This window comes from Puia dinghuensis, from assembly GCF_014642875.1.
GTDB classification, from domain to species: domain Bacteria; phylum Bacteroidota; class Bacteroidia; order Chitinophagales; family Chitinophagaceae; genus Puia; species Puia dinghuensis.
The window spans coordinates 495,062-520,725 of record NZ_BMJC01000004.1 but is presented as its reverse complement, the minus strand read 5'-3'; the positions used below and the strand labels follow the sequence as shown (position 1 = coordinate 520,725).

Genomic DNA, 25,664 nt, shown 5'->3' with positions numbered 1-25,664 from the left:
ATATATATTTGGCCCATGAAATTACTCGAAAACAAAGTTGCGATAGTCACGGGCGCCAGCCGTGGCATCGGCGAGGCCGTGGCCCTGAAACTAGCTGAACATGGAGCACATGTGGCGTTTACCTATCTCAGCAGCGAAGAAAAAGCAAAGGCGCTGGAGGGAAGACTAACTGCATTTGGTATCAGGGCCCGCGCCTATAAGAGCAATGCCGGCGTATATGCGGAATGTGAGGCGATGGTAAACGAAGTGGTGAAGGAGTTTGGCACGGTAGACATCTGTGTTAACAATGCCGGTATATCAAAAGACAATCTGCTGCTGCGGCTTACTCCCGAACAATGGCAGGAAGTGATCGATATCAACCTGGGGAGCGTATTCAACATGACCAAGCAGGTGATCAGGCCCATGATGAAGGCGAAAAAGGGGTCTATCATCAATATGAGCAGTATCGTCGGCATCAGCGGAAATGCAGGGCAGGCCAGCTATGCCGCATCCAAGGCCGGTATCCTTGGTTTTACCATGTCGGTAGCCAAAGAGTTGGGCAGCCGTAATATCCGTTGCAACGCCATCGCACCCGGATTCATCGAGACGGATATGACCCACTACCTGAAAGACGGGGATGCGTCGAAGAAATTCCTCGAGAGCATTCCGCTTGGCCGGTTTGGACAAGCCGAAGAAATAGCCAATACCGCGTTGTTCCTGGCCAGCGATCTGAGTTCGTATATCACCGGGCAGGTGATCAGCGCCTGCGGCGGCTTGAATATTTGAAAAATCCAAATTAATGACGCCGATAGAGAAATTACTATCAGAGAATAAAGCCTGGTCTTCGGGAATAAAGGCGGATGATCCGGAATATTTCGAGCGGCTTGCTCATCTGCAAAAACCGGAATTTCTTTGGATCGGCTGTAGCGACAGCCGGGTGCCGGCGGATAAGATCACCGGGACGCAGCCGGGCGAGATCTTTGTCCATCGCAATGTCGCCAATCTCGTCATCCATACGGATGTCAACCTGTTAAGCGTGCTCGACTATGCCGTCACCATCCTTAAGGTGAATCATGTAATCGTCTGCGGGCATTATGGCTGCGGCGGGATAACGGCCGCGATGACCAATCACGACTTCAAATATGTACTGAATATGTGGCTGCGCAATATCAAGGATGTCTACCGGCTGTATGCAAAGGAGCTGGATGCGATAGCCGATGAGGAAAAGCGGACAGACCGGCTGGTGGAGCTGAATGTAAAGGAGCAGGTGATGCATCTGGCAAAGACCTCCATCATCCAGCGGGCCTGGAAGCATGAACGGCGGCCGCAGCTGCATGGCTGGGTTTATGGACTTAAGGACGGACTGATCAAGCCGGTGTTCGATATGGATGCGGGGTCGGCCATCGACCCGATCTATCAATATGACGACTTATAATAAGAGAGGCGGCCTGCGGCCGCCCCATCTTTTTCTCATGTGAGCCCTCTTACTTTTTCTTAAATTTCTGAATAGCCGTTTTGGAGAAGGCGCTTAGGATGAGGCGTCCGCTCAACGCGGCTTTCTCGAACAACAATTGGTCCCAATGCTCGGTGCCTTTCCACATACTTTGTTTTAATAAGGTCATGGCTTCGGGGTTGGAATGGGCCAATTGATTGGCGAGCCGTGCGATGGATTCATCCATTCCCGTCACAGTGCCGTGGAGTTCGGCATAGAGGCCTCTTCTTCTCGCCCATTCCGCGTCGCGCCACATCGCGGCATCGATGGCCAGGCTGCTGAAAGCAGCGAGTCCGATCTTTCTTTCCACGGCGGGGCCTACTACAAAAGGACCGATGCCGATGGACAATTCGCTTAGTTTGACGTCTGCGCCTTCCACAGCAATGGCATAGTCGGCAGCCGCCGCTATCCCTACCCCACCGCCGACACATTTGCCCTGGATACGGACGATGATGAATTTGGGGCATTTCCGCATCTCATTGATAAGGAGTGCAAAACCGCCGAAGAATCGCAATCCCTGGTCTACCGTCTCGATGGCGAGCAGCTCGTCGAAGGATGCGCCGGCGCAAAAGGCCCGTTCACCGGCGGATTGCAGAATGACAACCTTTGTTTCGTGATCATTGCCGGCGCCATGGATCTCATGGGCGATGCCTTCCAACATTTCCGCGGGTAGGGAATTACTCTGGGGGTGGGAGAATTCAATGGTCATGACTCCATTGTGACGTTCGGCCTTGACATGTCCTTCCTTGATCTGTTTGAGCATAGCGATTATTGTTTTGTTTCAGGGTGTTTCAAGCGTCTTTAACAGTATTTCAGGGTTTTCGTTGCACCATCGTCAGGATAGTAGCTATGGCCACGCTCTCCCCCGTTTCATCATAGACATCCACATACCACTTAACGATGCCCCGGGGAATGTCATTTTCCTCTTTTTTCTCCTGCGCGATCTTCTCTTTACAGGTGAGCCTTACCCCGATGGTGCTGCCGGCATAGACGGGTTTCAGGAACCGGCATTCCTCCAGGCCGTAATTCAGCATGACGGGGCCTTTTCCGGCATCGACAAAGAGACCCGCAGCCGCGCTTAGGATGAAATAACCATGCGCAACCGGTTTTTCAAAGAGCGTGCCTTCAAGGGAAGTATGATCGGTATGAGCATAGAAATGGTCCCAGCTGACGTTGGCAAAGTTCACGATATCCGCCTCGGTGACGGTGCGTTTGTGCGTAATAACGGTGTCCCCTACCTGCAATTCATCGAAATATTTCCTAAAAGGATGTTTCTCGTCAAGCGTCTGTTTTGCATGCGGCTGATACTGATGGGTGAGATGGGTGATCATGGTAGGAGACCCTTGCACCGCTACCCGCTGCATATAATGCTTTACTCCGCGGATGCCGCCCATTTCCTCGCCGCCGCCTGCGCGGCCCGGTCCGCCGTGCACCAGTAATGGCAGCGGGCTCCCATGTCCGGTGCTTTCCTTTGCGCACTCGTTGTTGAGGATAAGAATGCGGCCGTGATGGGTCGCCGCACCCAGGGTATATATACGCGCGATATCTGGATCAGCTGTAACGATGGTGCTGCACAGCGACCCTTTTCCCTTCTTGGAGAGCTCGATGGCGGCGTCATTGTCTTTATAAGGCATCAGGGTGCTGACGGGGCCAAAGGCTTCGATGTTGTGCGGCTCTTCCGTGTTGAACGGTTTTTCATTGAGCAGCAACAGCGGACTCAGGAATGCGCCGCGGGCAGCATCGCCTTCGATGAGCTCGACGCTGTCGAGGGAACCATAGATCAGTTGGGAAGAGGCCAGAAGCTTTGTCACCTGTGCCCTTACCTCTTCGCGCTGCGACTGCCCTGCCAGCGGCCCCATCCTCACCTTTTCATTTTCCGGGTTGCCGATGGGTGTCTGGGCCAGGGCCTTTATAATGGCCTTGCGGGCTTCTTCAAGCTTATTTTCCGGCACGAAGATGCGCCGTACCGCCGTACATTTCTGGCCTGCTTTTACCGTCATTTCTTTCCGCAATTCTTTTACGAACAGGTCCCACTCCGGCATGCCCGGTTCGACGTCTTCACCGAGGACAAGGCAGTTGAGGGAATCGGCTTCCATATTGAAAGGCGTACTCTCCTGTAAAACGCGGGGATGGGCTTTCAGCTGAAGACCGGTGGATGCCGAGCCGGTGAAGGTGACGACATCCTGGGCGGTGACATGGTCCAGAAGACCGCTCGCATTGCCACACAACAGCTGCAGGGCCCCGGGGGGCAGGATATCCGAGGCGATGATCTCCCGGACGACGGCTTCGGTGAGAAAAGAGGTGACCGTGGCTGGTTTGACAACGGCCGGTACTCCCGCCAGAAGATTGACGGCTATCTTCTCCAGCATGCCCCATACGGGGAAGTTAAAGGCGTTGATATGGATGGCGGCGCCTTCTTTTGGCACCAGGATGTGTTGTCCCATAAAGGTTCCGCCTTTCCCCAGGGATAGTCCTTCGCCGTCAAGGCAAAAGGTTTCGTCGGGAAACTTGCGGCGTAGCGAGGCATAGGAGAAGAGATTGCCGATGCCGCCTTCCAGGTCTATCCAGCTATCGGCGCGGGTGGCGCCGGTGAGATAGCTTATACGGTAAAAGGCGTCCAGGTGTTCGCGTAAATGGAGAGCGAGGGCCCGGAGCATCAGGCCCCGTTGGGGGAAGGTCATCCGGCGGAGCGCCGGGTTGCCAGTCTTGCGGGCATAGTCGAGGATGGCAGCGAAATCCAGGCCTTTTGTGCTGGCGTGGGCGATGATGTCGCCTGTGGCTGCATTAAAAAGAGGCTGGCCGTCCCCGTCGCCGGTGATCCAGCTTCCCGTGACAAAGTTTCCAAGCTTCGGCATAGTATACAATCGTTTGTCTGCCTCAAAACTAACGCATTTTCCTCCACGGAAGTTGTGACAGCCTGACAGTCGATCGAGTTTGGTCGGTCTTTTGTCCCGGTAAGGGAATGGAAAACAATTATTCATTTATCGACTATGCTCCTCCACGCGATGCGGACCTGCTGGACAGTTATTCCCGGACGATTACGGGCGTGGTAGGGCAGGTGGCGGAAGCCGTCGTACATATACAGGTACAAAAGCCTGCCGAACAACGGCGGGGCCGGGGCAGGCAGCCCGAACAAGGGCTAATGCCGGCGTCGGGTTCGGGGTTCATCATTTCAACGGATGGTTTTGTAGTGACGAACAACCATGTCATCGAACAGGCACAAGAGATCAGGGTATCGCTGGCGGATGGCCGGACGGTCAGTGCAGAGCTGAAGGGAGCCGATCCCTCGACGGATATCGCGGTATTGAAGATCGATGTCACCGGCTTAAGGGCCCTTTCTTTTGCCGACTCGGAATCGCTGCAGCCGGGACAGATCGCTATCGCCATCGGTAACCCGCTGGGACTGCAGCATACCGTCACGGCGGGGGTCGTAAGTGCGCTTGGACGTACACTTCGGGCCAGCAATGGTCGGCTGATAGACGATATAATCCAGACCGATGCGTCGCTCAACCCAGGCAACTCTGGCGGCCCGCTGGTAAACTCGCTTGGACAAGTTATTGGTGTCAATACGGCCACGATTGCCTCCGCACAGGGCCTTTGTTTCGCGGTCTCTTCCAACCTGGCTGCATTTGTGGCAGGAAAACTGATCATGGAAGGCCGGGTTAAAAGGGCTTATCTGGGTATTGCGGGACAATTAGTCAATCTCACGGGACGGATGGTGGCCGCCAACCGGCTGGATAAGTCCACGGGGGTATATGTATACGAGGTGGTGCCGGATCAGCCGGCTTATAATAATGAGATCAGGACGGGAGATATTATTGTGTCGTTCAATGGGCATGCCGTGGGTACGGTGGATGAGCTGCATAAGCAATTACATGCGGATGTCATCGGGCGCACCGTAGAGATCGACGTGCTGCGGAATGGCCGGAAGGTTACGCTGACGGTCAGGCCGGGAGAGATGAGGTAGGCTCTTCGGGCTTATGCCCGGTCGCGCAGATCGATCTCCCTGCTGAGGGATACGAAGATCTCGTCGACATCGCCTTCGCCGTGGATATACACTACCTTGTCGTACTTCTTGTAGTGATCTGCCACGGCTGCGGTCTTTTTCTCGTATTCGGCGATGCGGTTACGGATGATCTCTTCGTTGACATCGTCGGCACGACCAGAGGTGAGTCCGCGATTGAGCAGTCTTTTGATCAGCTCTCTCTCGCTCACCTGGAGGGCCAGGACGACGACGATGGAAGTACCTTTCTGGTTGAGCAGCTTGTCGAGCGCTTCGGCCTGGGCTGTTGTTCGGGGAAACCCATCGAAGAGAAAGCCATGTGCCTGGGGGTTGTTGTCGAGCGCGGAACTGATCATTTCAATGACCACTTCGTCGGGGACAAGCTGCCCTTTGTCCATAAAGCTTTTGGCTGCCAATCCCAGCGGCGTTTGGCCGGCGATTTCACTGCGAAGCAGATCACCGGTGCTGAGATGCTTCAGGCCATATTTGGAAATCAATCGTTCAGACTGTGTGCCCTTTCCGCTGCCGGGCGGGCCAAATAAAATTAAATTGAACATAATACGTACTACTTACCCTTGTCAGTTGACAAATATAGTATTCAGGCTTTAAAAATCCTTTAACATTTTCGGCCTGGCCTTAAAAAATGAACGGAAAGGTCGGATTTGTGGTTATTTTATCAAGAGACTGTAAAAATCAAGCAATATGGACACAAAAGACCCCGCTCAAAGGGAAAACAATCCGGTCTATTCCCATACCGACAACTCGGAAGTGAACCTGACCGATGACCAGTGGAAGAAGATCCTTCCCCGGAACGTGTTTGACATCGCCCGGAACAAGGGCACCGAACGGCCCTGGACCAGCCCTTTTGAAAGCAGTAACGAAATCGGGACCTACTATTGCGCGGTCTGCGGCAATCCGCTTTTCCGCAGCGACACCAAATTCGAGAGCGGCTGCGGCTGGCCCAGCTTCTACGAGCCAATCAGCAAGGGAAGCATCATTTATGCTGCTGACCATTCATATGGGATGGATCGGACGGAAGTGATGTGCGGACGCTGCAAGTCGCATCTGGGTCATGTCTTTAATGATGGACCGGCGCCTACCGGACTGCGGTATTGCATCAATGGGGTTGTTCTCGACTTCGAGAAGGCCCAGGAGGCAGAGAAAAAATACAATGAGGGCAAGAAGTAAGATTTTACTATTTTTGCACCCCGATGGAGCTGTCCGGACAGGTAAACCGGGTGGCCCAGCGCGCCAACTTAGCTCAGCTGGTAGAGCATTTCATTCGTAATGAAAGGGTCGTCGGTTCGATTCCGATAGTTGGCTCCCGATGAAATTATCTCACCTTGCCGAAACCCTTATCGGATCGGAGATCGTCAAACTTGGTGGCGAGATCCGCGAAAAGATCCGGAAGGGAGAAAAGATCTACAACTTCACCGTTGGTGATTTCGATCCGGCTATCTTTCCCATCCCCCGGGAGCTGGAAGATCTGATAATCGACGCTTATCGCAAGCATTTCACCAATTATCCCGCTGCCGAAGGCAATCTCGATCTCCGCGAGTCGATCTCCGCATTCCTGGAAGACAGGGAGTCGCTAAAATATGGCACGAACGAGATCCTTGTGGCCAGTGGCGGCCGGCCGTTGATCTATTCCCTCTTTCGAACGCTTATCGATAAGGGGGACAAGGTGATCTACGCCGTTCCGTCGTGGAACAACAACCATTACACTCACCTGAACCAGGGTGTGCACGTCGTCATCGAAGCAACGGCGGAGAATAATTTCATGCCGACGGCAGCGGCGCTGCAGCCCCATGTCCGGGAGGCCACGCTGATCTGTCTGTGCAGTCCGCAGAATCCCACCGGCACGACTATTTCCAGGAAAGACCTTTCCGCCATCTGCGAATTGGTGCTGGAAGAGAATAAGCGGCGGGGTGAGGGAGAAAAGAAATTATTCGTGCTGTATGACCAGATGTACTGGCAGCTTACGTATGGTACGATCACGCACTACAATCCGGTGACGCTGAATCCGGCGATGAGGGAGTATACCATTTTTGTCGACGCCATCAGCAAGGCCTTTGCCGCAACGGGCGTGCGGGTAGGCTGGGCCTTTGGTCCGGCGGAGATCATCAGCAGGATGAATGCGATCATGAGCCACATTGGATCATGGGCGCCAATGGCCGAGCAAAAAGCGACTGCTGTCTACCTCACTAAGCGCGAGGCGATCGATGCCTATCTTAAGACCTTTCGCGCAGCGGTTTCCGATCGCCTGCATCAGATACATGCCGGGTTTGCCGCTTTGAAGCAGGAGGGATTTAATGTGGATGTCCTGGCCCCCGAAGCAGCCATTTACCTGACGATAAAGATCGATCTGAAGGGTAAGAAGACAAAGGAGGGTGTTGTGTTGGACGACCAGCCGGCTGTCACTTCCTATCTCCTGAATGCCGCGGGGCTTGCGGTGGTGCCGTTCTCCGCGTTTGGAGCGGCAAAAAGTTCTCCGTGGTACCGGCTCAGTGTCGGAACGTGCAAACTGGAGGATATTCCTGAAATGATCGGGAAACTAAGAGAGGCGATGCGGCAACTTAGCTAGTTCTTATTGCAGATGAAGAAGAAGGGCTTTAGCTCTTTTTGGCGGACGATGCGTTGAATGCTGGTGAGACGCTGCAGGGTCTTATGCCTGTTGATATCGAAGATCTCGTGGGCAGTACAAAAAGTTTCGATGGTTTCGAAATGGAACAACAGGTCATTTAATTGTTCCAACTCGCGCTCCATTGATTTTTCATTCATGTGTTCATCTTTCACCAGAACAAGCAAATCCCTGTTACAAGTTTTCATTCTATTAGATTTTAATAACCAGACATACCTTTGTTCAATCCGCAGCCACATTTCTTGCTGCTGCCCCCAATTCCCCGGCCCGAACTGCAGCCGAGGACTACAATGCTACTAAATAATAACAACAGAATCAATATCTGTTTTGTGGTTTTCATGATCTTAATCCTACTAATTTAACTATTTTGGACGGAAAATAGTATCTCTACTTGCCAGGTCCCGTAAAAATTAACAATCCTACTTACGAATCCCTAAAGGTTCTAATTGCTCCGCTGGATTGGGGACTAGGGCACGCAACCAGATGTATCCCAATAATTAAGGAATTACTAAATCAAAGATGTGAGGTAATTATCGCTGCTTCCGGCGCGCAGCGCGCGCTATTGCAGGGGGAATTTGCGTCTTTGACCTTCGTAGAATTACCAGGGTATAGCCTCAAATACGACAAAAATCGTGCCCTTACTATTTTGCGGATCATCGGCGCTATCCCGAAAATATTGATCCGCGTCAAGCAGGAAAAGGTCTGGCTGAAGCGGTTTGCGGGCCTGGAGCAGCCCGATCTTATTATTTCAGACAACCGTTATGGGTTGGTGATCCCGGGCGTTTTTTGCGTATTTATGACACATCAGCTGCTGATCCGGACTCCTTTCGGTGCTGTTACCGACCGCCTGTTGCAGCAGTTGAACTACCGGTTTATCCGGCGATTCTCCCGGTGTTGGGTACCGGATATCGCGGGTGAAGAAGCGCTGGCGGGGCAGCTGTCGAATCCTGCGCGGATGCCGGCTATCTCTGTCCGTTATATTGGCTGGTTGTCGCGGATGAGCGGGCAGGCCGGTGCGCAGGAAAGCACCGATCTTCTGGTGCTGTTATCAGGCCCCGAACCACAGCGGACGATATTGGAAAGGCGTATCCTGCGGCAGGCCGCGGGCTATTCCGGCCGGATCGTGCTGGTACGCGGACTGCCCGGGGGCGCGCCCGCTTTGAGGGATGTCCCGGCCGGGGTAGTGGTTCACGATCACCTGGCGGCTGCGGAACTCGAAAAGGAGATGGCCCAGACCCGGCTGGTCATTGCCCGGAGTGGATACAGTACGATCATGGACCTGGTAAGGATGGGGAAACGCGCCCTGCTGATCCCTACCCCCGGGCAGACGGAGCAGGAATATCTCGGCCTGTATCTGGCATCAAAAGGCTGGGCGGCCTGTGTGGAGCAGGACGAATTTTCCCTGGCAAAGGCGCTGATGATGGCAGACAGTGTATCGGGCTGGCCAGTGGAGGAAGCGGCGGGAGAGGCGTTACGCAGGGAGGTGGTGTCGGTGCTGACGCAAGCGAGAGCCGCCCGGTCGGGGCCAATGGCTTAGCCCTTTCCTTCCGCCTTAGGATAATCAAAAAACCAGAATTGCGGGCCGGCAGCCGACCGGAAATCCTTCCAGTGTCTGGCATCGCTTTTTACGGCAAAAACGGCGCAGGTAGGCATGTTGTCGACCCGGACGGTCGTCAGGGTGTTGACAAATTCGGTTACGCCCGGATTGTGCGAGAAGATCGCGACGGTATCATATTCGTCGTCGAGCTCCTCGATCACCTCGTCAAAGATGGGATGTGTGGCGTGGTATAATTCGGGAACGAAGTGGATGTGCTTGTCTTTCTTTCCAAACGCATGTGCAAATAGTTCGGCCGTCTGGCGGGCCCTTTTGGCAGGACTGGATACAAACCGGTCGATAGTGATGCCGGCTTTTATGAGCCTTTCGGCCATCACCGGAGCATCCCGTTTTCCCCTGTCGTTGAGGGGGCGGTCGATATCGCTTTTAGCAGCATCGTCCCAACTGCTCTTGGCGTGTCGGATGATCAAGAGGGTCTTCATTCGGCGCTAAATCTAGCAATAATCCTAGATATCGAATGCCTGAGAATTGATAAAATTGATGAGCGAGACGGTATTTTTCAGCTTCAGCTTCTTGAGAATATTGTGACGGTGAACCTCCACCGTCTTGAGGGAAATATTGAGGTCGGAAGCTATCTCCTTGGAGGAAAGTCCTTCTTTCAGCGCCCTGACGATCTGCATTTCACGGTCGGAAAGATTATTGATGTCGGGATTCACCTGATCCTGGTTGAGCAGCTGGTCTGAAAGGATATTCTTTACTTCCTGGCAGATGTAGATGTGATTGTTGCTGACCTCCGCAATGGCTTCGAGCATTTCCTGGCGGGGGGAGTTCTTGGTGACATATCCTTTGGCGCCGAGCCGGAGCATTTTCTTGGCATAAGCGGGCTGGGAGTGCATAGACACCCCGATGATCTTGGAGCCGGGGGAATATTTGCGGATCATCTTTAAGACGTCGAAACCGCTCATAGGGGCCATATTGATATCGAGCAACACAACATCGGGACGCTTGTCCCGGGCAAGTTCAATAGCTCTTTCGCCATCGCCGCATTCCGCTACGACATCAAAATTCTCATTTTTTCCCAGCAAAAAACTCCATGTTTCCCGGATTAGGGTATGATCGTCGACGATCATTATAGAAACTTTCTTCATAACGCTTGTATTTTCTAAAAGAGAAAGAATCAAACATTACTAACGCAGAACGTTAACCAAGCCAAACAGAAGTTACTTTAAGGGGATGGGTACTAATAACTATATAATATTAAGGATTTTCTCTGATAACTTCAATTAAGGAGGGCATTTTTTTGACGGATGGGGGCCTTTTAATAGCCTCTGACGTTCTTCCCTTCCATATAGTTCATAAATGCCTTGTTCACCACCTTATTGCCACCGGGCGTCGGATAGTTGCCGGTGAAATACCAGTCACCCGTATTGGTAGGACAGGCCCTGTGAAGGGATTCTATCGTCTGGAAGATGACCTGCACCGGGGTGCTGATCTCGGGGGGCGTGATCAGCTGAGCGATTTTGTCGGCGATCTCTTCCGATGTAAAGGGCTTATAGACACCCTGAACGACGTTTTCCGTGTGCAGCTGGCCGGTGCGGGCAAGCTCTTTGCAACGATCGTACAGCTCTTGCAGACAGGCTTCTTTCCCACGATCTTTCATCAATTCCACTGCCGCACGGAAGGCGATGAAGTCGCCCAGCTTGCTCATGTCGATGCCATAGCAGTCCGGGTAGCGTATCTGTGGGGCGGAGGATACAACGATGATCTTCTTTGGCGAAAGGCGGGCCAGCATCCGGATGATGCTCTCCTTGAGGGTCGTGCCCCTGACGATGGAGTCATCGATTACGACCAGGGTATCGGTGTCTTTCCGCACCGTGCCATAGGTGATGTCATAGACGTGCTGGACCATCTCGTTACGGCTGGTGTCCTCCGTTATGAACGTCCGCATCTTTACATCCTTTATAGCGACCTTTTCCACGCGGATCTTGCGGCTGAGCATTTCCCTCAATTTCTCTTCGGAAAAATCTTTTCCCCAGGAGAGGATACGCTGAACCTTCACCCTTTCCAGGTAGTCGTCCATCCCTTTCCAAAGCCCGTAAAAGGCGACTTCCGCGGTGTTGGGTATAAAGGAGAAAATGCTATTCTTCAGGTCGTGGTTGATGGCGTTGAGTATCTGTTCGCTGAGGTTGTAGCCAAGGGCGATGCGTTCGCGGTAGATCTTCTCGTCGCTGCCGCGGGAGAAATAGATGCGTTCGAAGCTGCAAGCCCTTCTTTCCTTTGGCTCGAGGATCGTTTCCACGGTGACTTCGCCACCGGCTTTTACGATGAGGCCCTTGCCGGGCATCAGCTCCATCACCTCGTTCTCACCCACATTGAAGACGGTGCGGATGGCCGCTCTTTCCGAGGCGGCTACGACCACGTCATCGCTGATATAATAATATGCCGGGCGAATGCCATGGGCGTCGCGAAAGACAAAGCTGTCGCCGTTGCCGATGAGCCCGCCGACGGTGAATCCACCGTCGAAGAGGGGAACCGCCTTTTTCAGCAGTCCTGCCACGTCGAGGCTGCCAGGGGATGCTTCATCGGCCCGCACCAGGAAATGGTGGATCACTTCCATCATGGCGGCCAGGTCGCTTTGCTTCTGGAAATCCCCCGGATCGATGCCGATGAGGTCAAAAAGCTCGTCGGTATTCACCAGATTAAAATTCCCCGCCAGGGCCAGGTTGCGGGCGGGGATCGTATTTCGTTTTATAAAAGGGTGGCAGAATTCCACTAGATTCTTCCCCTGGGTTCCATAGCGGAGATGTCCGAGAAGGAGTTCGCCCAGGTGGGAGATATGGCCCTTCATCAGGCCGGGATGCTGGGTAATATCGGGTTGATACTGTTCGAGGTCTTTTACCTCACCCATTATCTTCGAGAAAATGTCGGCGATGGGTTGGTGATTAGCGCTGCGGATACGATGCAGGAAGGGATGGCCGGGTTCGATGTTCAGCTTGACGGAGGCGACTCCTGCCCCATCCTGTCCCCGGTTGTGCTGCTTTTCCATCAGGAGATACAGCTTGTTCAAGCCGTATAGTACGGTGCCGTATTTCTGGAGGTAATAGGAGAACGGCTTGCGTAACCGAATGAATGCCAATCCGCATTCATGTTTTATTGCATCGCTCATCGTGTAAAATGAACCGCAAAGTTACCAACTTATTCTGTTAAAGAAAAAGAAAAGCAGAAGGTGGGATAGAGGACTGTGGGCAGGAGGCAAAAAAACCCCCAGTCTTCACAGGATTGGGGGCGGTGTACAACAGGAAATTTGAACACTCTTTTTTCAGGAACCGTAATCCCTGGCCATTCATAGGATGTGGTTTCGCTGTAAAAATGCGTTAAAGTCCCGGATAGTGGAAGAAAAAGTGGACTGATTTACCCACAATAAGAGAAAAATCAATGGGTTATAAGGGTTTTCGGCTACGAAATTCTAGATATATGTAGCGTTGGTGTTGATAAAATTGACCAGCGAAGCCGAATTCTTCAATTTCAGCTTCTTCAGGATATTGTGCCGGTGCACTTCCACGGTCTTTAAGGAAATGTTGAGGCTGGTAGCGATCTCTTTCGAAGAAAGTCCTTCCTTGATGAAGTTGATAATCTGCATTTCTCTCTCCGTCAATGCATTGATATTCGGGGAATCTTCCTTTTCATCCAACAGTTGTTCGGAGATGATATTCTTTATCTCATCACAGATGTACTTATTGCCATGGTTCACCTCGAGAATGGCTTTTATCATTTCTTCCTTGGAAGAGTTCTTGGTAACATAGCCGCGGGCGCCCATCTGGAGCATTTTCTTTGCATAGGCAGGCTGAGAGTGCATGGATACGCCGATGACTTTAGAGCCGGGAGAGATCTTCCGGATACGCTGGGTTGCTTCGAGACCGGAAAAGGGAGTCATATTGATATCCATAAGGACGACGTGTGGTCTTTTGGTCTTTGCCAACTCCACTGCCTCCTGTGCGTCTCCACACTCCGCTATAACCTGGAATCGTGCATCGCTGTTGAGGATGTAACTCCAGGTCTCCCTGATCAGCTTGTGGTCATCGGCAATTAAGATATTGATCTTACTCATATAGGATTGTTTTAAGATTGTTTTATATTAAGCACCGGGTATGGTTTGTCTCCGAAAATAACCCATCCCCGGTGCACGGCTAATGATGGGCCTTCGGCCAGCGGACCCGTGGTCCGCTAGGCAGGTACTTGCACTCTTAATTTACAGCCACGGCCCGGTGCGGACTGGATGGTGACTGTACCTCCGAAAAGGTCTGCCCGGCTCATGATATTGGATAACCCCAGGCCCTTTTTCCCGGCCTTCCCGGGGTCGAATCCTTTTCCATCGTCGGTGATGCTTAGCTCTATCCGGTTTTCTGCGTCCTCCAGCATCAATTCGATGATAAGATTGCGTGCCCCGGAATGCTTCAGCACATTGTTCACCTGCTCTTGGATGATGCGAAACAGCATCAGCTTGGCCTTATCATTTATCCGCTCGTCGAAATTCCCGGCAGGATAAAACTCGACGTGGATGGCTTTTGTGGTACGAATACTCTCTACTAAGTCGGCAACGGAATCCTGGAGACCGAGGTCACCGATACTGGCCGGAACCAGCGACCGGGAGATATTCCTGATCTCGTGGATGGCGTTGTGAATATTACCGGCACTACGATTGATAAGACTCATCCGCTCTTTATTATCATTTTTGGCCAGTTCGAGATAGAGCTTTGTCGTAGAAAGTATCTGGTTGATGTTGTCGTGCAATTCCTTTCCGATCTCTGCTCTTTCCTTTTCCTGCGCGTCTACTATGGCCTGGGCGATGAGTTTTTGCTTGTTGAGTTCTTGCTTCAGCAGCTTTTCTTCCATCTCTTCCGCCTTCCAGCTCTCTATGATGATGGCGACGAGGTTGGCGATCCGCTCGAAGGTATCCATTTCGGCCTCGGTTGGGGATTTCACCGTGGTGTAGTAAACGGCAAAAGCCGCCAGCACCTCATCCCGGCCATTGATGACGGGGATGGACCAGCAGGCACGCAGGCCGAACTGCAGCGTCAGATCGCGATGCTCTTCCCACAGCGGATCGGTGGCGATGTCCGGTACGATGACGGATTCTTTCCGGTACATGGCGGTGCCCGAGCTGCCGGCTTTTGGTCCGATGGGCAGACCATCGATGGCGTGGGCGTAAACCGCGGGCAGGCCCGGGGCGGAGAGCAGCCTTACGCTCAGGTTGTCTTCATCGAGTGTAAGCACACAGCAGTACATGCCGGGGAATATCTTCTGGATACCTTTCAGGAAATAATTCAGCAGGGCGCGAAGGTTCATCCGCTTGGCCGTATTCAGTTCGAGCACTTTCTTCTCGAGGGCCAGCAGCGCCTCCTGCTTTTTGCGCAGCGTCACTTCTTTGAAATAAGCAAACACTCCCTGGTCGGAAGGATAGAGGCTCATTTCGAGCCACCGGTCTGTACGCTCATAGTATTGTTCGAATGTGACCGTCATCTTCTTTTTGAAAGCCTTGTGAAAGGACTGCCAGGTGTCAGTACCGATTAATTCGGGGAGCTTATCCCAGATGGATTCCCCGAGGATCTCTGCGGCGGAAAGCCGGGTTATTCTTTCTGCTTCACGATTCCATAGCGTCACCCGGAAATGTTGATCCAATACAAAAAAGCCATCCGTTATACTTTCCAGGATGCCGGCAATCTGTTCCGAGTAATGCCGCAGCTGCATTTCGGCACGTTGCTGGTCCTGCTGTACCAATTTTACTTCCGTGATGTCTCTGTTGAGAGCCATAATACCCGTAATCCTGCGGTTGCTGTCCCGAACATAACGAATAGAGCAAATAAGATACGATTTTTTTCCGGCACTGGAAACATATGATGCCTCTCCTTCCCAGATTCCTTTTTCCCGGAGCGTCTTATAGGCCTCGTCTTCCGTCGTATCTAAATAATCGTAATGTACGAGTTGCCGGAGGGATTGGCCTATAGCCATATGAGAAGGGATGTTGTAGAACTTCTCGGCCGCATTATTCCAGTAAATTATCCGGTCTTCGAGGTCTGTCGTTACGATGATGTCGGAAACCTGTTTGATGAGGTTGGCGGCGGATTCCGGCAGGGAAGGCTCCATTTCCGGAAAAGTGTGGCGGCGATCGGTGGATTCGGAGAATGCCTTGGCTAAGATCTTCAAGCCCGTCAACTGCCAGCCGCCGGCAGCAGGGGTATACCGGGGAGTGGGTATCCAGCGGATGATAAAGCATTTTGAGCCCGGTCCCTGCACGCGAAGATCGATTGTGCCGGGAAGGCCTTGTCTGAACAGGCCGGGTGTAAGGGGGGTGTCCGTTTTTCCCAGGCGGGGAAAAACATCTAACAGGCTTGTCCCTAAAAAATTATGAATATTTCTTTTCTTTAGTAGTGCGGCAAAGCGGGCGCAGGTGGATAAAACGACCCCATCGGGAGCTATATCCATAAAATAAGGTTGTCTAAACTGCTTTGTCGTAGGCACGGACTTTTGGGCACTACTTAGCATACAAAAGAAAAGAATTGAGCTATCAAATTACTAAAGAAGCCCGTATGGCCTACGAAATAAAGTGTTATTTCGACACCACTAAGTGTAAATATATAAATTAATTACCTGCAGTGGCTGGACCGATCTCCCACTTAGCGAGGTTAGGGCAACTGCGGTATTCACCGTCGATCATGATGTAAAAGGTGGGGATTTTCGACAGGAACCATTTTTCGAGCGCAGCCGAACGCTTCTGTTCCAGCGCCCTGGCGGCAATGCGGTCGTAATCGTCCCGTAAGTTCTCCCGGTGGGGCTCTGATTTGGAGAGCATTTTTACGATGCGGACACCTTTCTTATTGCGGTCGTCGCTAAAGACATGAGGTTTGGAAACTTCGCCGGGTTTGAGGTTGGCGTCTTTCAACAGAAGAACCATGTCCTTGTCCATATCGGAGATAGTCAGGAAGGTGCTGCCTGTCCTGGGGTTCATCACCTGCCCCGCAGTGGATTTCTGAGATTCGTCGCCATATAGGGCTATAGCCTGGCCAAACTGGATCTGGCCATTGACGAGGGCAGTGCGGATGGTATCCAGCTGCTTGGTCGTCTCGTCTATCTCCGCCTGGGTGATCTGCGGGATCCGCAGGATATGTCTTACCACAGCGTCATCGCCGTTGCGGCTTACCATCTGGATGATGTGATAGCCGAATTTGCTTTTTACGACGGGGGACACCTGGCCTTCTTTGAGCCGGAAGGCGGTGGAGAAGAAGACGGGGTCGAAGGTTTTGTTGTCCGAGCGGCTTAGTTCGATGGTGCCACCTTTTTCCTTTGTTCCGGGATCATCCGAATACAGGCGGGCAAGCGACTCGAATGTCCGCTGGCCGGACTCTATCTGTTTCTTGTATTCGTTGAGGTCGGCAATAGCCAGTTGTTCGATGTCGCGGCTTGCCTTTGGATAGATGATGACCTGATCCAGCTGCATTTCGGATTCGTAGAAGATACGTTTGTCTGCGGGTATCTTGTCGAAATATTCTTTTACTTCAGTAGGCGTAACCGTAACATCCTGGACGACCTTTCTGCGCATAGCTTCCGCGAGCCGCTGTTCGCGGATAGGTTGCATGAAATCCATCTTGGCCTGGTATACGGTACGCTGCGCGATCTGTTCAAAAGCATCCTTACCACCATAGAGCTGGATAAAATACCTGATCTTCTGATCTACCTCGGCCTCTACTTCTTCGTCGGTGACGGGCAGGGAGTCTTTCTCCGCCTGTAACACCAGCGCTTTCTGTATCAGCATATTATCCAGGATGGTACACTCGTCTACCCCTTTGACCTCCTGTCCTCCGTTGTTGCGGATCATGTCGGCGATAGCCGTAGCCAGCTCGGATTTCAGGATGATCTTGTCGCCGACGATGCCGGCGATCTTATCCGCTACTACTTTTTCCTGGGCGAAGCCGGCCGATGCCATGAAAAGAAATAGGGCGGGTATGGCGAGTTTCTTCAACATGAGTCAAATTTATGATCAATAGAATGTTAAATACCCCTGGAAGGGGGCATTTAACAAAATATTACAGCGTGCGTTTTACTTCTTCTTCTTCGTATGCTTCTACGATGTCGCCGACGCGAATGTCGTTGTAGTTCTTGATCGTGAGACCGCATTCCATACTGGAAGGAACTTCCTTCACATCGTCCTTGAAGCGTTTGAGGGAAGCCAGTTCGGCAGTGGCGCCTTCCCCTACGGGATAGATGACGATACCATCGCGAACCAGGCGGATCTTGGAGTTGCGATAGATCTTCCCATCGAGCACATAACAACCGGCAACGGTTGCCTTGTCGAATTTGAAGACGTTGCGCACTTCCACATTGGCCACGATCTTTTCCACGACCTTGGGTTCCAGCAGGCCTTCCATGGCGCTCTTGACCTCTTCGATGGCGTTATAGATGATGGAGTAGGTCTTGAGTTCGACGCCTTCGTTCTCCGCGAGGCGGGAAGCCTGGGAGGAAGGCCGGACGTTGAAGCCCACGATGACGGCGTCGGAGGCGGTAGCCAGCAGGACGTCACTTTCGGTGATGGCGCCCACGGCCTTGTGTACGACGCGAACCGCGATCTCTTCCGTGGATAATTTCTGCAGCGAGTCGCTGAGAGCTTCCACCGAACCATCCACGTCACCTTTGATGATGAGGTTAAGCTCTTTGAAGTTGCCCAGGGCAAGACGACGGCCGATCTCATCCAGGGTGATATGCTTCTTGGTGCGGATACCCTGTTCGCGGAGGATCTGGGCGCGCTTGTTGGCTACTTCCTTGGCTTCGCTTTCATCTTCGTATACCCGGAACTTTTCACCGGCCTGCGGGGCTCCGTTGAGACCCAGGAGCAATACGGGTGAAGAGGGCGGAGCGTCGTCGATGCGTTTGTTGCGTTCGTTGAACATGGCTTTCACCCGACCGAAGTACTGTCCTGAAACGACGAGGTCGCCGTTCCGCAGGGTGCCGCTCTGTACGAGGACTGTCGCTACATAGCCGCGGCCCTTGTCCAGGGAAGCTTCGATGACGCTGCCGGAGGCTTCGCGATCGGGGTTGGCTTTCAGGTCGAGCAATTCGGCTTCCAGCCCTATCTTTTCGAGCAATAGGTCTACATTCAATCCTTTCTTCGCCGATATCTCCTGGGACTGGAATTTTCCGCCCCAGTCTTCCACGAGGATATTCATGCCGGCCAGTTGTTCCTTTATCTTTTCGGGATTGGCTCCGTCCTTATCGATCTTGTTGATGGCGAATACCATGGGCAGACCGGCGGCCTGGGCGTGGGAGATCGCTTCTTTTGTCTGGGGCATCACGGCGTCATCCGCGGCCACCACGATAACGGCGACGTCTGCCGCTTTTGCACCACGGGCGCGCATGGCCGTAAAGGCTTCGTGACCCGGTGTATCGAGGAAGGTGATCTTCTTGCCGGTTGCAGTGGTAACCTGGTAGGCCCCGATGTGCTGGGTGATGCCACCGGCCTCACCGGCCACGACGTTGGCGCTGCGGATATAATCCAGCAGCGAGGTCTTACCGTGGTCGACGTGGCCCATGATGGTCACGACGGGAGAACGGGGCAGCATATCTTCGGGATCGTCGATCTCTTCTTCTTCCTCCATTTCGGCGGCGTCATCAATGCCGATGAACTCGACGGTATACCCGAATTCTCCGGCCACCAGTTCGATGACATCGGCTTCCAGGCGCTGGTTGATGGACACCATCATGCCGAGGCTCATACATTTGCCGATGACTTCCGCGTAGCTGACGTCCATCAGGTTGGCGAGTTCGCTGACGCTGATGAATTCCGTCACTTGCAGGCGGCTGTCCATCAAATCGTCACCACCGGCCTGTTCGGCCATTTCTTCGCGTTTGGCGCGGCGATATTTTGCTTTCAGGCTCTTTCCACGACCACCGGCGCCGGCAAGCTTGGCCTGCGTCTGCCTGATCTTCTCCTGAATTTCTTTTTTATCGATCTCTTTGGCTTCACGGGGTGCGTGACGGGGATCCGGCCGGCGATTTCCGCCGCCGTGACCACCATGACCACCATGCCCGCCATGACCCTGGCCTTGACCCTGACCGCCGCCGGTACCGCGCCGGTCGTTGCGTTGAATCGGGATACGGCCTTGTCCCGGGGGACGATGGTTGCCACCGCCCTGGTTGCCGCCATGCTGACCGCCGCCGGTGCCGGGTCCTCCCGGTCTTCCACCGCCGCCCTGGTCTTTCTTCTCGATGGGGATCCTTTTCCGTTTGCGTTTTTCTTCCGCAGGCTGTTTGGGCCGGGTATCCTGGTTGACCGGCAGCTCGATCTTTCCGAGGATCTTCGGGCCTTCCAGTTTTTCCGCCTTTATATTCTCGACGACGGGCGGGGCTGCCGGTTCATCCGTACCGGCCGTTGCTTCTTCGTGTACCTCGGGTACGCTTTCTTCGGCCATCGTCTCAGCTACGGGCTCTTCATGTACCGCTTCTTTTGCAGCAACGACGGTTTCTGCGACGGGCGGCTGAGGCTGTTCTACGACCGCCTGTGGTTCGTCGGCAACTTCATCCTGTATGTTTTCAGCCGGCTGTTTTTCTTCCGTTTCTTTCTCGGCTTGTTTCTTTGCGCCTTTCTTTGGCCGCGTGGACGAGTCGATGGCCGAAAGATCGATCTTGCCCGTGATCTTCGGACCTTCCAGTTCGGGCGCTTCAATCTTCACCACTTCCGGCTCTTCGACGCTGGCGGCAGGCTGTTGTTCTACCACCGGAGGCGCCGTCACCACAGGAGCTTCCTCCACCACAGGTGGCGGGGTCTCTTCTTTCGCCGGTTTCTTTACAACCGTGGGCTTGTCCTTGAACGGCGACGACGGTGTGCTCTCCTCTTCTTTTTTCTTTTTTGCCTCCAGGCTGCCTTTGGGCAGGTCGATCTGGTCGCTCTTTATTTTGGCGACTTTGTCTCCCTGGAATTCCTGCTGCAGCGAACGATACATCTCGTCCGTCAGCTTGGCATTCCCCTTCAGCTCATCCGAGCTGAATCCTTTGCCCACCAGGAAGTCAACCAGGGTATCTTTCCCGATGTTGAACTCCTTGGCCGCAGCCATTAAGCGTAATGTTGTTGTTTCTGCCATATTTGCCTCAAAAATAGGACTATTGTCCCTTTAACTGTTATCCTTTGTCAAACTCTTCTTTCAGCACCCTTCTTAGCTCATCGATCGTTTCCTTTTCGAGATCTGTTCTTCTTTCCAGCTCATCCGAAGTGAGGTCGAGGACGCTGCGGGCCGTGTCGCAACCAATGCGTTTGAGTTCATCGATGACCCAGCCTTCTATTTCATCACTGAATTCTTCCAGATCGATATCGAATTCTTCGGGTTCGCCCTCGTTGTCGCGGAATACGTCGATGGTATACCCGGTCAATTCCTGGGCCAATTTGATATTTACCCCTTTTCTGCCGATGGCCAGGGACACCTGGTCGGGCTTCAGATAGACATTTGCGTGCAGCTTTTCGCCGTCCAGCTCCATATTGGTGATCTTGGACGGGGTCAGGGAGCGCTGGATCAGCAGCTGGACGTTGTTGGTCCAGTTGATGACATCGATGTTCTCATTCTTCAGTTCACGGACGATGCCATGGATGCGGCTTCCCTTCATCCCGACGCAGGCCCCTACGGGGTCTATCCGGTCGTCATAGGATTCCACGGCCACTTTTGCCCTTTCGCCCGGCTCGCGGACGATCTTCTTGATCACGATGAGGCCGTCGAATATCTCGGGTACTTCTATTTCCAGCAGCTTAGACAGGAACAGGGGGCTGGTCCTGGAAAGGATGATCACCGGGGAATTGTTCTTCAGTTCGACCTTCTTCACAACGGCCCTGATGTTCTCGCCTTTCTTGAAGTAATCCTGGGGTATCTGTTCCGACTTAGGCAGGATCAGTTCGCTGCCTTCCTCGTCCAGGAGAAGGATCTCTTTTTTCCACACCTGGTAGACTTCGGCGCTGACGATCTCGCCAATCCTTTCATTGTATTTTTTTACAAGGACGTTCTTTTTGAGATCGCCGATGCGGCTGGCCAGGGTTTGTTTGGCAGCCAGGATGGCGCGGCGACCGAAATCGAGGATCTCTACTTCCTCATATAGCTCTTCACCTACTTCGTAGTCGGGTTCAACTTTTTTCGCATCGGTATAGGCAATTTCCGCCAGGGGGTCGTTAACGTTCCCGTCTTCAACGATGGTCCGGCGCCGCATGATCTCCAGGTCGCCCTTTTCCGCATTCACAATTACGTCAAAATTTTCGTCGCTTCCGTATTTCTTCCGCAACAAAGTTTTGAACACGTCCTCTACTACTTTCATCATAGTAGGGCGGTCGATATTTTCGGCTTCCTTGAAGTCCTGGAAGGCTTCTATCAAATTGATGCTTGCCATAACACTGAATTTAAAGCTCTAGAAAACTACTTGAATTTTTGTTGTTTTTATGTTATCGAATAGAAAAGTATGGTTGATCACCTCTTTTTTCTTGTTCTTCCCTTTAACTTCTTCCACTATAATGCCGTCTTCACTCACTTCCAGCAGGCGGCCTTCCTTTTTTGACCCGTCCTGCAATACCAGTTCAACCTGGCGGCCGATGTTTTTTCTGTACTGACGAAGCAGTTTTAACGGCTCGTCCAGACCGGGGGAAGAGACCTCCAGGGAAAAGTCCCCCGTCGGAAAAAGCCCCGATTCTTCCAGCCGCTTGTACAGCGCCCTGTTGATCTGTACGCATTTCTCGATGGAAATGCCCTGATCTCCATCGATATAGACCTTCACGTTGTTCGTAGGCTTTATCCGGATATCCACCAGGAAATACCCCTGGTCTCCGGCCAGGAGAGTTTGTACTAAACTTTCTACAGCCTTGATTGTTTCGTTGACCATGATTCCTCCGGGAAAAAGAGAAGGGAACGAGCCCGTTCCCTTCTTTTGTTTCTTTAATCAGGGCAAAAGTACGATAATTCCCATATCCACCAAAACTATAGTACTTTTAAGAAAATAAAGCGCATGCCTCAGCCTGATAATTTAGGGTCCTTTTTCGCTGATAATAAGAATCTGCTGAAAGAATACCTGGAAACAAGAATGGAAATTTACCGGCTGCAAAGTCTTCGCCTTTTTGCCAGATCGGCCGGATATTTTGTCTGGATCCTTTTATCACTGTTCCTGGCTTTGCTCTTCCTGCTTTTCGGGGGTTTGATGACCGCCTTCTGGTTTTCCGAACTCTTCCACAGTAATTTCAAAGGTTTTGGGCTGGTGACCCTGCTTATCGTGCTGGTCTTTGTGCTGCTGGCCATCTTTCGCAAGGCCCTTTTCGTAAACCCTGTCATTCACGCTGTTATCCAAAAATCCAAGGAGGAGGAAGAGCATGCCCAAACCAACTAAGGCCGAACGCAGCATGGATGCCCTCGATGAGGAGATCAGGCGGCTGCGGGCAAAAGCAAAAGTCCTGGAAGAAAAGATCGATGAGAATTTCAACTATTTCCAGCAGCATTCCGGCAGCATGTTTGTCCGATCGCTGCTGCCCCGGAAGATCGATGGCGAAGAGCTGACCGGGCTCCGCCTCGTGGATACGATGCTGCAGAACGAGCGGCTGCAACAAATCATGCTTAAACTTGCGGATATCCTCGCCGAGAAATTGGGTGATGGACTCAACTGGCTGACTACCAAGGTATTCAAGAAATAATCCTCTTAGAACACCTCGCCAAGGTTGACAAACAACCCACGCGAACCGTTTTGTCCGAATCCATAGTCGAGACACAGGTTGGTATCCGAATATTTGTTCAGCTTGATCCTGATGCCGCCTCCATAACCGGGAAATATGCGGGCGTATTGCTGCGAGAGATCGCTCGAGAAGTTTTGAATGTTGATAAACCCTACTCCACCAATGAGCCCGTTGCGGGAGATGCGAAAGCGGTATTCGCTTTCAAAATAGAGCATGTTCTTCCCCCTGAAGCGCCCCTGGATATATCCCCTGCCCGTATTGTACTGATCATCCCATCCCGTGCTGGGCAAGAGCAGATAAGGGGGTACCCCGTTGGTGGTCATCCAGTCCAGCATCCAGAAGGCAAGGACGTTGCGCGATCTTTTCGGAAACTCTACATACGATCTGGCGTCTATCGTCAGGGAATTCCAGGTACTGTCGCTGCCCCAGGCTTTATCACTGCTGCGGTAGGTGATGTTATAGTAGGTACCCTGCTTCGGATTTATCTGGTTAAGCCTTGAGTCGTAGGAAAAACGCATTGCCAATCCCGATGCCACCTCCTGTTTGCCCAGCTCCTTTTTCATCTGAGCGGTAGTCTGGCGCGAAACCTTGTCTAACCCCTTGATATCCCAGAATTTATCATAAAAATACCCTACCCCGACATACATATCCTCGGACAGGGATTTCATGATAGTCTGGTGGAACTTGAGGTTTGAAAAGTTGATGGTATACCCTTTGTTCGGATCTGTCCGGCCACCCAAACCATAAATGGAAGAGGGATATTTGATATACCTGATGTCGGTGATGATATTGAACTTGTTTCCCTTCGTCCAGATGTTTGACGTAAACGGAACGATCCACTGTTGATATTGCGAATAGGTAACACTGCTGCTGATATTGGACATCTTACCATTGGGTGACCTGTCGGTATAGAAGGCTGCATTGCCGCTGATGATGGCCGCAGTACCCGTTTGCAGCGTATAACCGCCAGCCGGTAAAAGGGTCAAGTGCACCCGGGTATCCCTTACTTCGGTGTTGCCGCCTTCGATGGGGGAATGGGGTCTGAAGATACTGTGCCAGACATTTCCCATGTCTTTTTCGGGAACGGGAGTCATCTTCCAGATAACTTCCTTTACCGTATCCACTTTTTTCACCGTATCTACGATGGGGATAGAATCTTTCACGTTAGGGATGGAATCTTTCACGGCGGATGCGGAATCCCGTACTGGCTGCTGAGCCTGGCTTTGGTAAAAGAATAAAAGGAAAAGGGGAAGACAAAATAGGGGTATTCTGCTTTTCAAGGGTTATTGGTTTTAGGGGTTTTCGCGGGGCTCTTGTAAGAGTGTAAAGAACGTATGAGGAAAAGTTAAATTGTATTGCAGGCTGTAAAAGCCGCAAACCTTTCCCTACCTTCGTCTGTATTTTTGTTATGGCATTATCAGAAATTTTCTTTCTGGCGATCGTTTTTTACCTGTTGTACAGGTTCGTCTTCCATTTCCTGGTGCCCGTCGCCAAAACGACACGTATTGTCCGGCAGCAGTTCAGGAATATGCAGCAGCAGGCCACTCAACGGGAACAACCCAAGGAGCCTGAGCAGCCGGCTAAAAACCAGTCGGTGGGTGAGTATATTGATTTCGAGGAAGTTAAATAATCCCGACACTACCACTGAAAGTCCAGCAGGCTTATTCCCGGACGCAAGTAGAGCCCTTTCAATCCCGCCTGCTCGGCCCCTTCCACATTGATGATCGCGTCGTCGACAAACAGCGTCTCCGGCGCATTGAGCTCATTTTCCCGCAGAATATATTCATAAGATGCCCGATCGGGTTTTCGCATCCCCAGGAGATGGGAATAGTAGGTCTTTTCAAAAAGGTCTTCCAGTGAGCCCGACCCGAAAGTTCGTGTATAGATGCCTCGCAGCGCGGCCAGGTGGAGGGCATTGGTATTACTGAAAAGAAAGATGCGATAGTTTTTCCCCAGTTGTCGCAACAACTCGATCCTTTCCGGCGGGAAATCCAGCAGCAGCGCATTCCACCCGTCGACAATGGCCTGGTCGTCTGCATCCAGCGCGGTGGCCTCCCTGACGGCGTTGATGAATTGCCGGTCGGTGATCTTTCCCACCTCGTAGTCCTTGAAGAAGGAGTCCGCATGACCAAGCCCGAAAAGCTCCTTGACATTTTTCAGGCCAAGCGCGACGAAGGCATCCGTAGTACGTTTGCTATCAATATTCAGGATCACACCGCCGAGATCGAAAATGATGTTTTTTATCCCCCGCATAGG

Annotated in this window: 24 protein-coding genes and 1 tRNA gene; 10 read left to right on the top strand and 15 right to left on the bottom strand. The window is 52.4% G+C overall.

Annotation, left to right across the window (positions count from 1 at the left end):
• The first annotated feature begins 15 nt into the window (after positions 1 to 15).
• Both fabG and can read left to right on the top strand, forming a co-directional pair.
• Positions 16 to 765 carry a 3-oxoacyl-[acyl-carrier-protein] reductase gene (gene fabG / locus IEY39_RS20030; RefSeq protein ID WP_188934913.1) on the top strand — a complete coding sequence of 250 codons (750 nt, stop codon included), beginning with the start codon at positions 16 to 18 and terminating at the stop codon, positions 763 to 765.
• A 13-nt stretch (positions 766 to 778) separates the two neighbouring features.
• Positions 779 to 1,414: a carbonate dehydratase gene (gene can, locus IEY39_RS20025; protein ID WP_188934911.1), complete on the top strand. Its 636-nt coding sequence runs from the start codon at positions 779 to 781 to the stop codon at positions 1,412 to 1,414.
• 49 nt (positions 1,415 to 1,463) lie between these two features.
• Here the strand turns inward: can and IEY39_RS20020 are convergent, their stop codons facing one another.
• The gene (locus tag IEY39_RS20020) at positions 1,464 to 2,234 is read right to left on the bottom strand and encodes an enoyl-CoA hydratase/isomerase family protein (protein WP_188934909.1); all 771 of its coding nucleotides are present in this window, start codon (positions 2,232 to 2,234) and stop codon (positions 1,464 to 1,466) included.
• A gap of 49 nt (positions 2,235 to 2,283) precedes the next feature.
• Positions 2,284 to 4,326 carry a phenylacetic acid degradation bifunctional protein PaaZ gene (paaZ, locus tag IEY39_RS20015; protein WP_188934907.1) on the bottom strand — a complete coding sequence of 681 codons (2,043 nt, stop codon included), beginning with the start codon at positions 4,324 to 4,326 and terminating at the stop codon, positions 2,284 to 2,286.
• A 107-nt stretch (positions 4,327 to 4,433) separates the two neighbouring features.
• Here paaZ and IEY39_RS20010 point away from each other — a divergent pair, with 107 nt between their 5' ends.
• Positions 4,434 to 5,438 carry a S1C family serine protease gene (locus IEY39_RS20010; protein WP_188934905.1) on the top strand — a complete coding sequence of 335 codons (1,005 nt, stop codon included), beginning with the start codon at positions 4,434 to 4,436 and terminating at the stop codon, positions 5,436 to 5,438.
• Between the two features lie 11 nt (positions 5,439 to 5,449).
• Here IEY39_RS20010 and IEY39_RS20005 read toward each other — a convergent pair whose 3' ends face one another.
• Positions 5,450 to 6,031: an adenylate kinase gene (locus IEY39_RS20005; RefSeq protein WP_188934903.1), complete on the bottom strand. Its 582-nt coding sequence runs from the start codon at positions 6,029 to 6,031 to the stop codon at positions 5,450 to 5,452.
• Between the two features lie 145 nt (positions 6,032 to 6,176).
• On the opposite strand from IEY39_RS20005, the gene msrB reads away from it, so the two are divergent.
• The 3 genes from msrB (at position 6,177) to IEY39_RS19990 (ending at position 8,058) form a co-directional block, all read left to right on the top strand.
• Positions 6,177 to 6,662: a peptide-methionine (R)-S-oxide reductase MsrB gene (msrB, locus tag IEY39_RS20000; protein WP_188934901.1), complete on the top strand. Its 486-nt coding sequence runs from the start codon at positions 6,177 to 6,179 to the stop codon at positions 6,660 to 6,662.
• Positions 6,663 to 6,724: 62 nt separating this feature from the next.
• A tRNA-Thr gene (locus tag IEY39_RS19995) sits at positions 6,725 to 6,797 on the top strand.
• A 4-nt stretch (positions 6,798 to 6,801) separates the two neighbouring features.
• On the top strand, positions 6,802 to 8,058 hold the full coding sequence (locus IEY39_RS19990; protein WP_188934899.1) for a pyridoxal phosphate-dependent aminotransferase: 1,257 nt from the start codon (positions 6,802 to 6,804) through the stop codon (positions 8,056 to 8,058).
• On the opposite strand, the gene IEY39_RS19985 is transcribed toward IEY39_RS19990, so the two are convergent.
• Positions 8,055 to 8,303 (bottom strand): hypothetical protein, encoded by a 249-nt coding sequence (locus IEY39_RS19985; protein ID WP_188934897.1) that lies wholly within the window; start codon positions 8,301 to 8,303, stop codon positions 8,055 to 8,057. The genes IEY39_RS19990 and IEY39_RS19985 overlap by 4 nt on opposite strands.
• Positions 8,304 to 8,698: 395 nt before the next feature.
• On the opposite strand from IEY39_RS19985, the gene IEY39_RS19980 reads away from it, so the two are divergent.
• Positions 8,699 to 9,652 carry a glycosyltransferase gene (locus IEY39_RS19980; protein WP_188934895.1) on the top strand — a complete coding sequence of 318 codons (954 nt, stop codon included), beginning with the start codon at positions 8,699 to 8,701 and terminating at the stop codon, positions 9,650 to 9,652.
• Here IEY39_RS19980 and IEY39_RS19975 read toward each other — a convergent pair.
• The 9 genes from IEY39_RS19975 to rimP form a co-directional block, all read right to left on the bottom strand.
• Positions 9,649 to 10,152 carry a SixA phosphatase family protein gene (locus tag IEY39_RS19975; protein WP_188934893.1) on the bottom strand — a complete coding sequence of 168 codons (504 nt, stop codon included), beginning with the start codon at positions 10,150 to 10,152 and terminating at the stop codon, positions 9,649 to 9,651. The genes IEY39_RS19980 and IEY39_RS19975 overlap by 4 nt on opposite strands.
• 24 nt (positions 10,153 to 10,176) lie before the next feature.
• Positions 10,177 to 10,818, bottom strand: a complete 642-nt coding sequence (locus IEY39_RS19970) for a response regulator (protein WP_188934890.1) — start codon at positions 10,816 to 10,818, stop codon at positions 10,177 to 10,179.
• Between the two features lie 170 nt (positions 10,819 to 10,988).
• A complete protein-coding gene (locus IEY39_RS19965; RefSeq protein WP_188934888.1) occupies positions 10,989 to 12,836 on the bottom strand; it encodes an amidophosphoribosyltransferase in 1,848 nt (615 codons plus the stop codon).
• 300 nt (positions 12,837 to 13,136) lie between these two features.
• Complete coding sequence (locus IEY39_RS19960; RefSeq protein WP_188934886.1) at positions 13,137 to 13,778, bottom strand: response regulator; 642 nt, start codon at positions 13,776 to 13,778, stop codon at positions 13,137 to 13,139.
• Positions 13,779 to 13,894: 116 nt separating this feature from the next.
• Complete coding sequence (locus tag IEY39_RS19955) at positions 13,895 to 16,153, bottom strand: sensor histidine kinase (RefSeq protein ID WP_188934884.1); 2,259 nt, start codon at positions 16,151 to 16,153, stop codon at positions 13,895 to 13,897.
• 157 nt (positions 16,154 to 16,310) lie between these two features.
• Positions 16,311 to 17,690 carry a peptidylprolyl isomerase gene (locus IEY39_RS19950; protein ID WP_188934882.1) on the bottom strand — a complete coding sequence of 460 codons (1,380 nt, stop codon included), beginning with the start codon at positions 17,688 to 17,690 and terminating at the stop codon, positions 16,311 to 16,313.
• Positions 17,691 to 17,751: 61 nt separating this feature from the next.
• On the bottom strand, positions 17,752 to 20,799 hold the full coding sequence (gene infB / locus IEY39_RS19945) for a translation initiation factor IF-2 (protein ID WP_188934880.1): 3,048 nt from the start codon (positions 20,797 to 20,799) through the stop codon (positions 17,752 to 17,754).
• A 37-nt stretch (positions 20,800 to 20,836) separates the two neighbouring features.
• Positions 20,837 to 22,084: a transcription termination factor NusA gene (gene nusA / locus IEY39_RS19940; RefSeq protein WP_188934877.1), complete on the bottom strand. Its 1,248-nt coding sequence runs from the start codon at positions 22,082 to 22,084 to the stop codon at positions 20,837 to 20,839.
• An 18-nt stretch (positions 22,085 to 22,102) separates the two neighbouring features.
• Entirely contained in the window at positions 22,103 to 22,570 is a 468-nt protein-coding gene (rimP, locus tag IEY39_RS19935; protein ID WP_188934875.1) for a ribosome assembly cofactor RimP, read from the bottom strand.
• Positions 22,571 to 22,693: 123 nt separating this feature from the next.
• Between rimP and IEY39_RS19930 the strand changes: the two genes are divergently transcribed.
• Both IEY39_RS19930 and IEY39_RS19925 read left to right on the top strand, forming a co-directional pair.
• A complete protein-coding gene (locus tag IEY39_RS19930; protein ID WP_188934873.1) occupies positions 22,694 to 23,068 on the top strand; it encodes a hypothetical protein in 375 nt (124 codons plus the stop codon).
• On the top strand, positions 23,052 to 23,369 hold the full coding sequence (locus IEY39_RS19925; protein ID WP_188934871.1) for a hypothetical protein: 318 nt from the start codon (positions 23,052 to 23,054) through the stop codon (positions 23,367 to 23,369). The genes IEY39_RS19930 and IEY39_RS19925 overlap by 17 nt, the downstream gene beginning before the upstream one ends.
• A gap of 5 nt (positions 23,370 to 23,374) precedes the next feature.
• Here the strand turns inward: IEY39_RS19925 and IEY39_RS19920 are convergent, their stop codons facing one another.
• Entirely contained in the window at positions 23,375 to 24,688 is a 1,314-nt protein-coding gene (locus tag IEY39_RS19920; protein WP_188934869.1) for a BamA/TamA family outer membrane protein, read from the bottom strand.
• 128 nt (positions 24,689 to 24,816) lie between these two features.
• Between IEY39_RS19920 and IEY39_RS19915 the strand changes: the two genes are divergently transcribed.
• Entirely contained in the window at positions 24,817 to 25,038 is a 222-nt protein-coding gene (locus IEY39_RS19915; RefSeq protein ID WP_188934867.1) for a hypothetical protein, read from the top strand.
• 8 nt (positions 25,039 to 25,046) lie between these two features.
• Here the strand turns inward: IEY39_RS19915 and IEY39_RS19910 are convergent, their stop codons facing one another.
• A complete protein-coding gene (locus IEY39_RS19910; RefSeq protein ID WP_188934865.1) occupies positions 25,047 to 25,661 on the bottom strand; it encodes an HAD family hydrolase in 615 nt (204 codons plus the stop codon).
• Between the last annotated feature and the right edge of the window lie 3 nt (positions 25,662 to 25,664).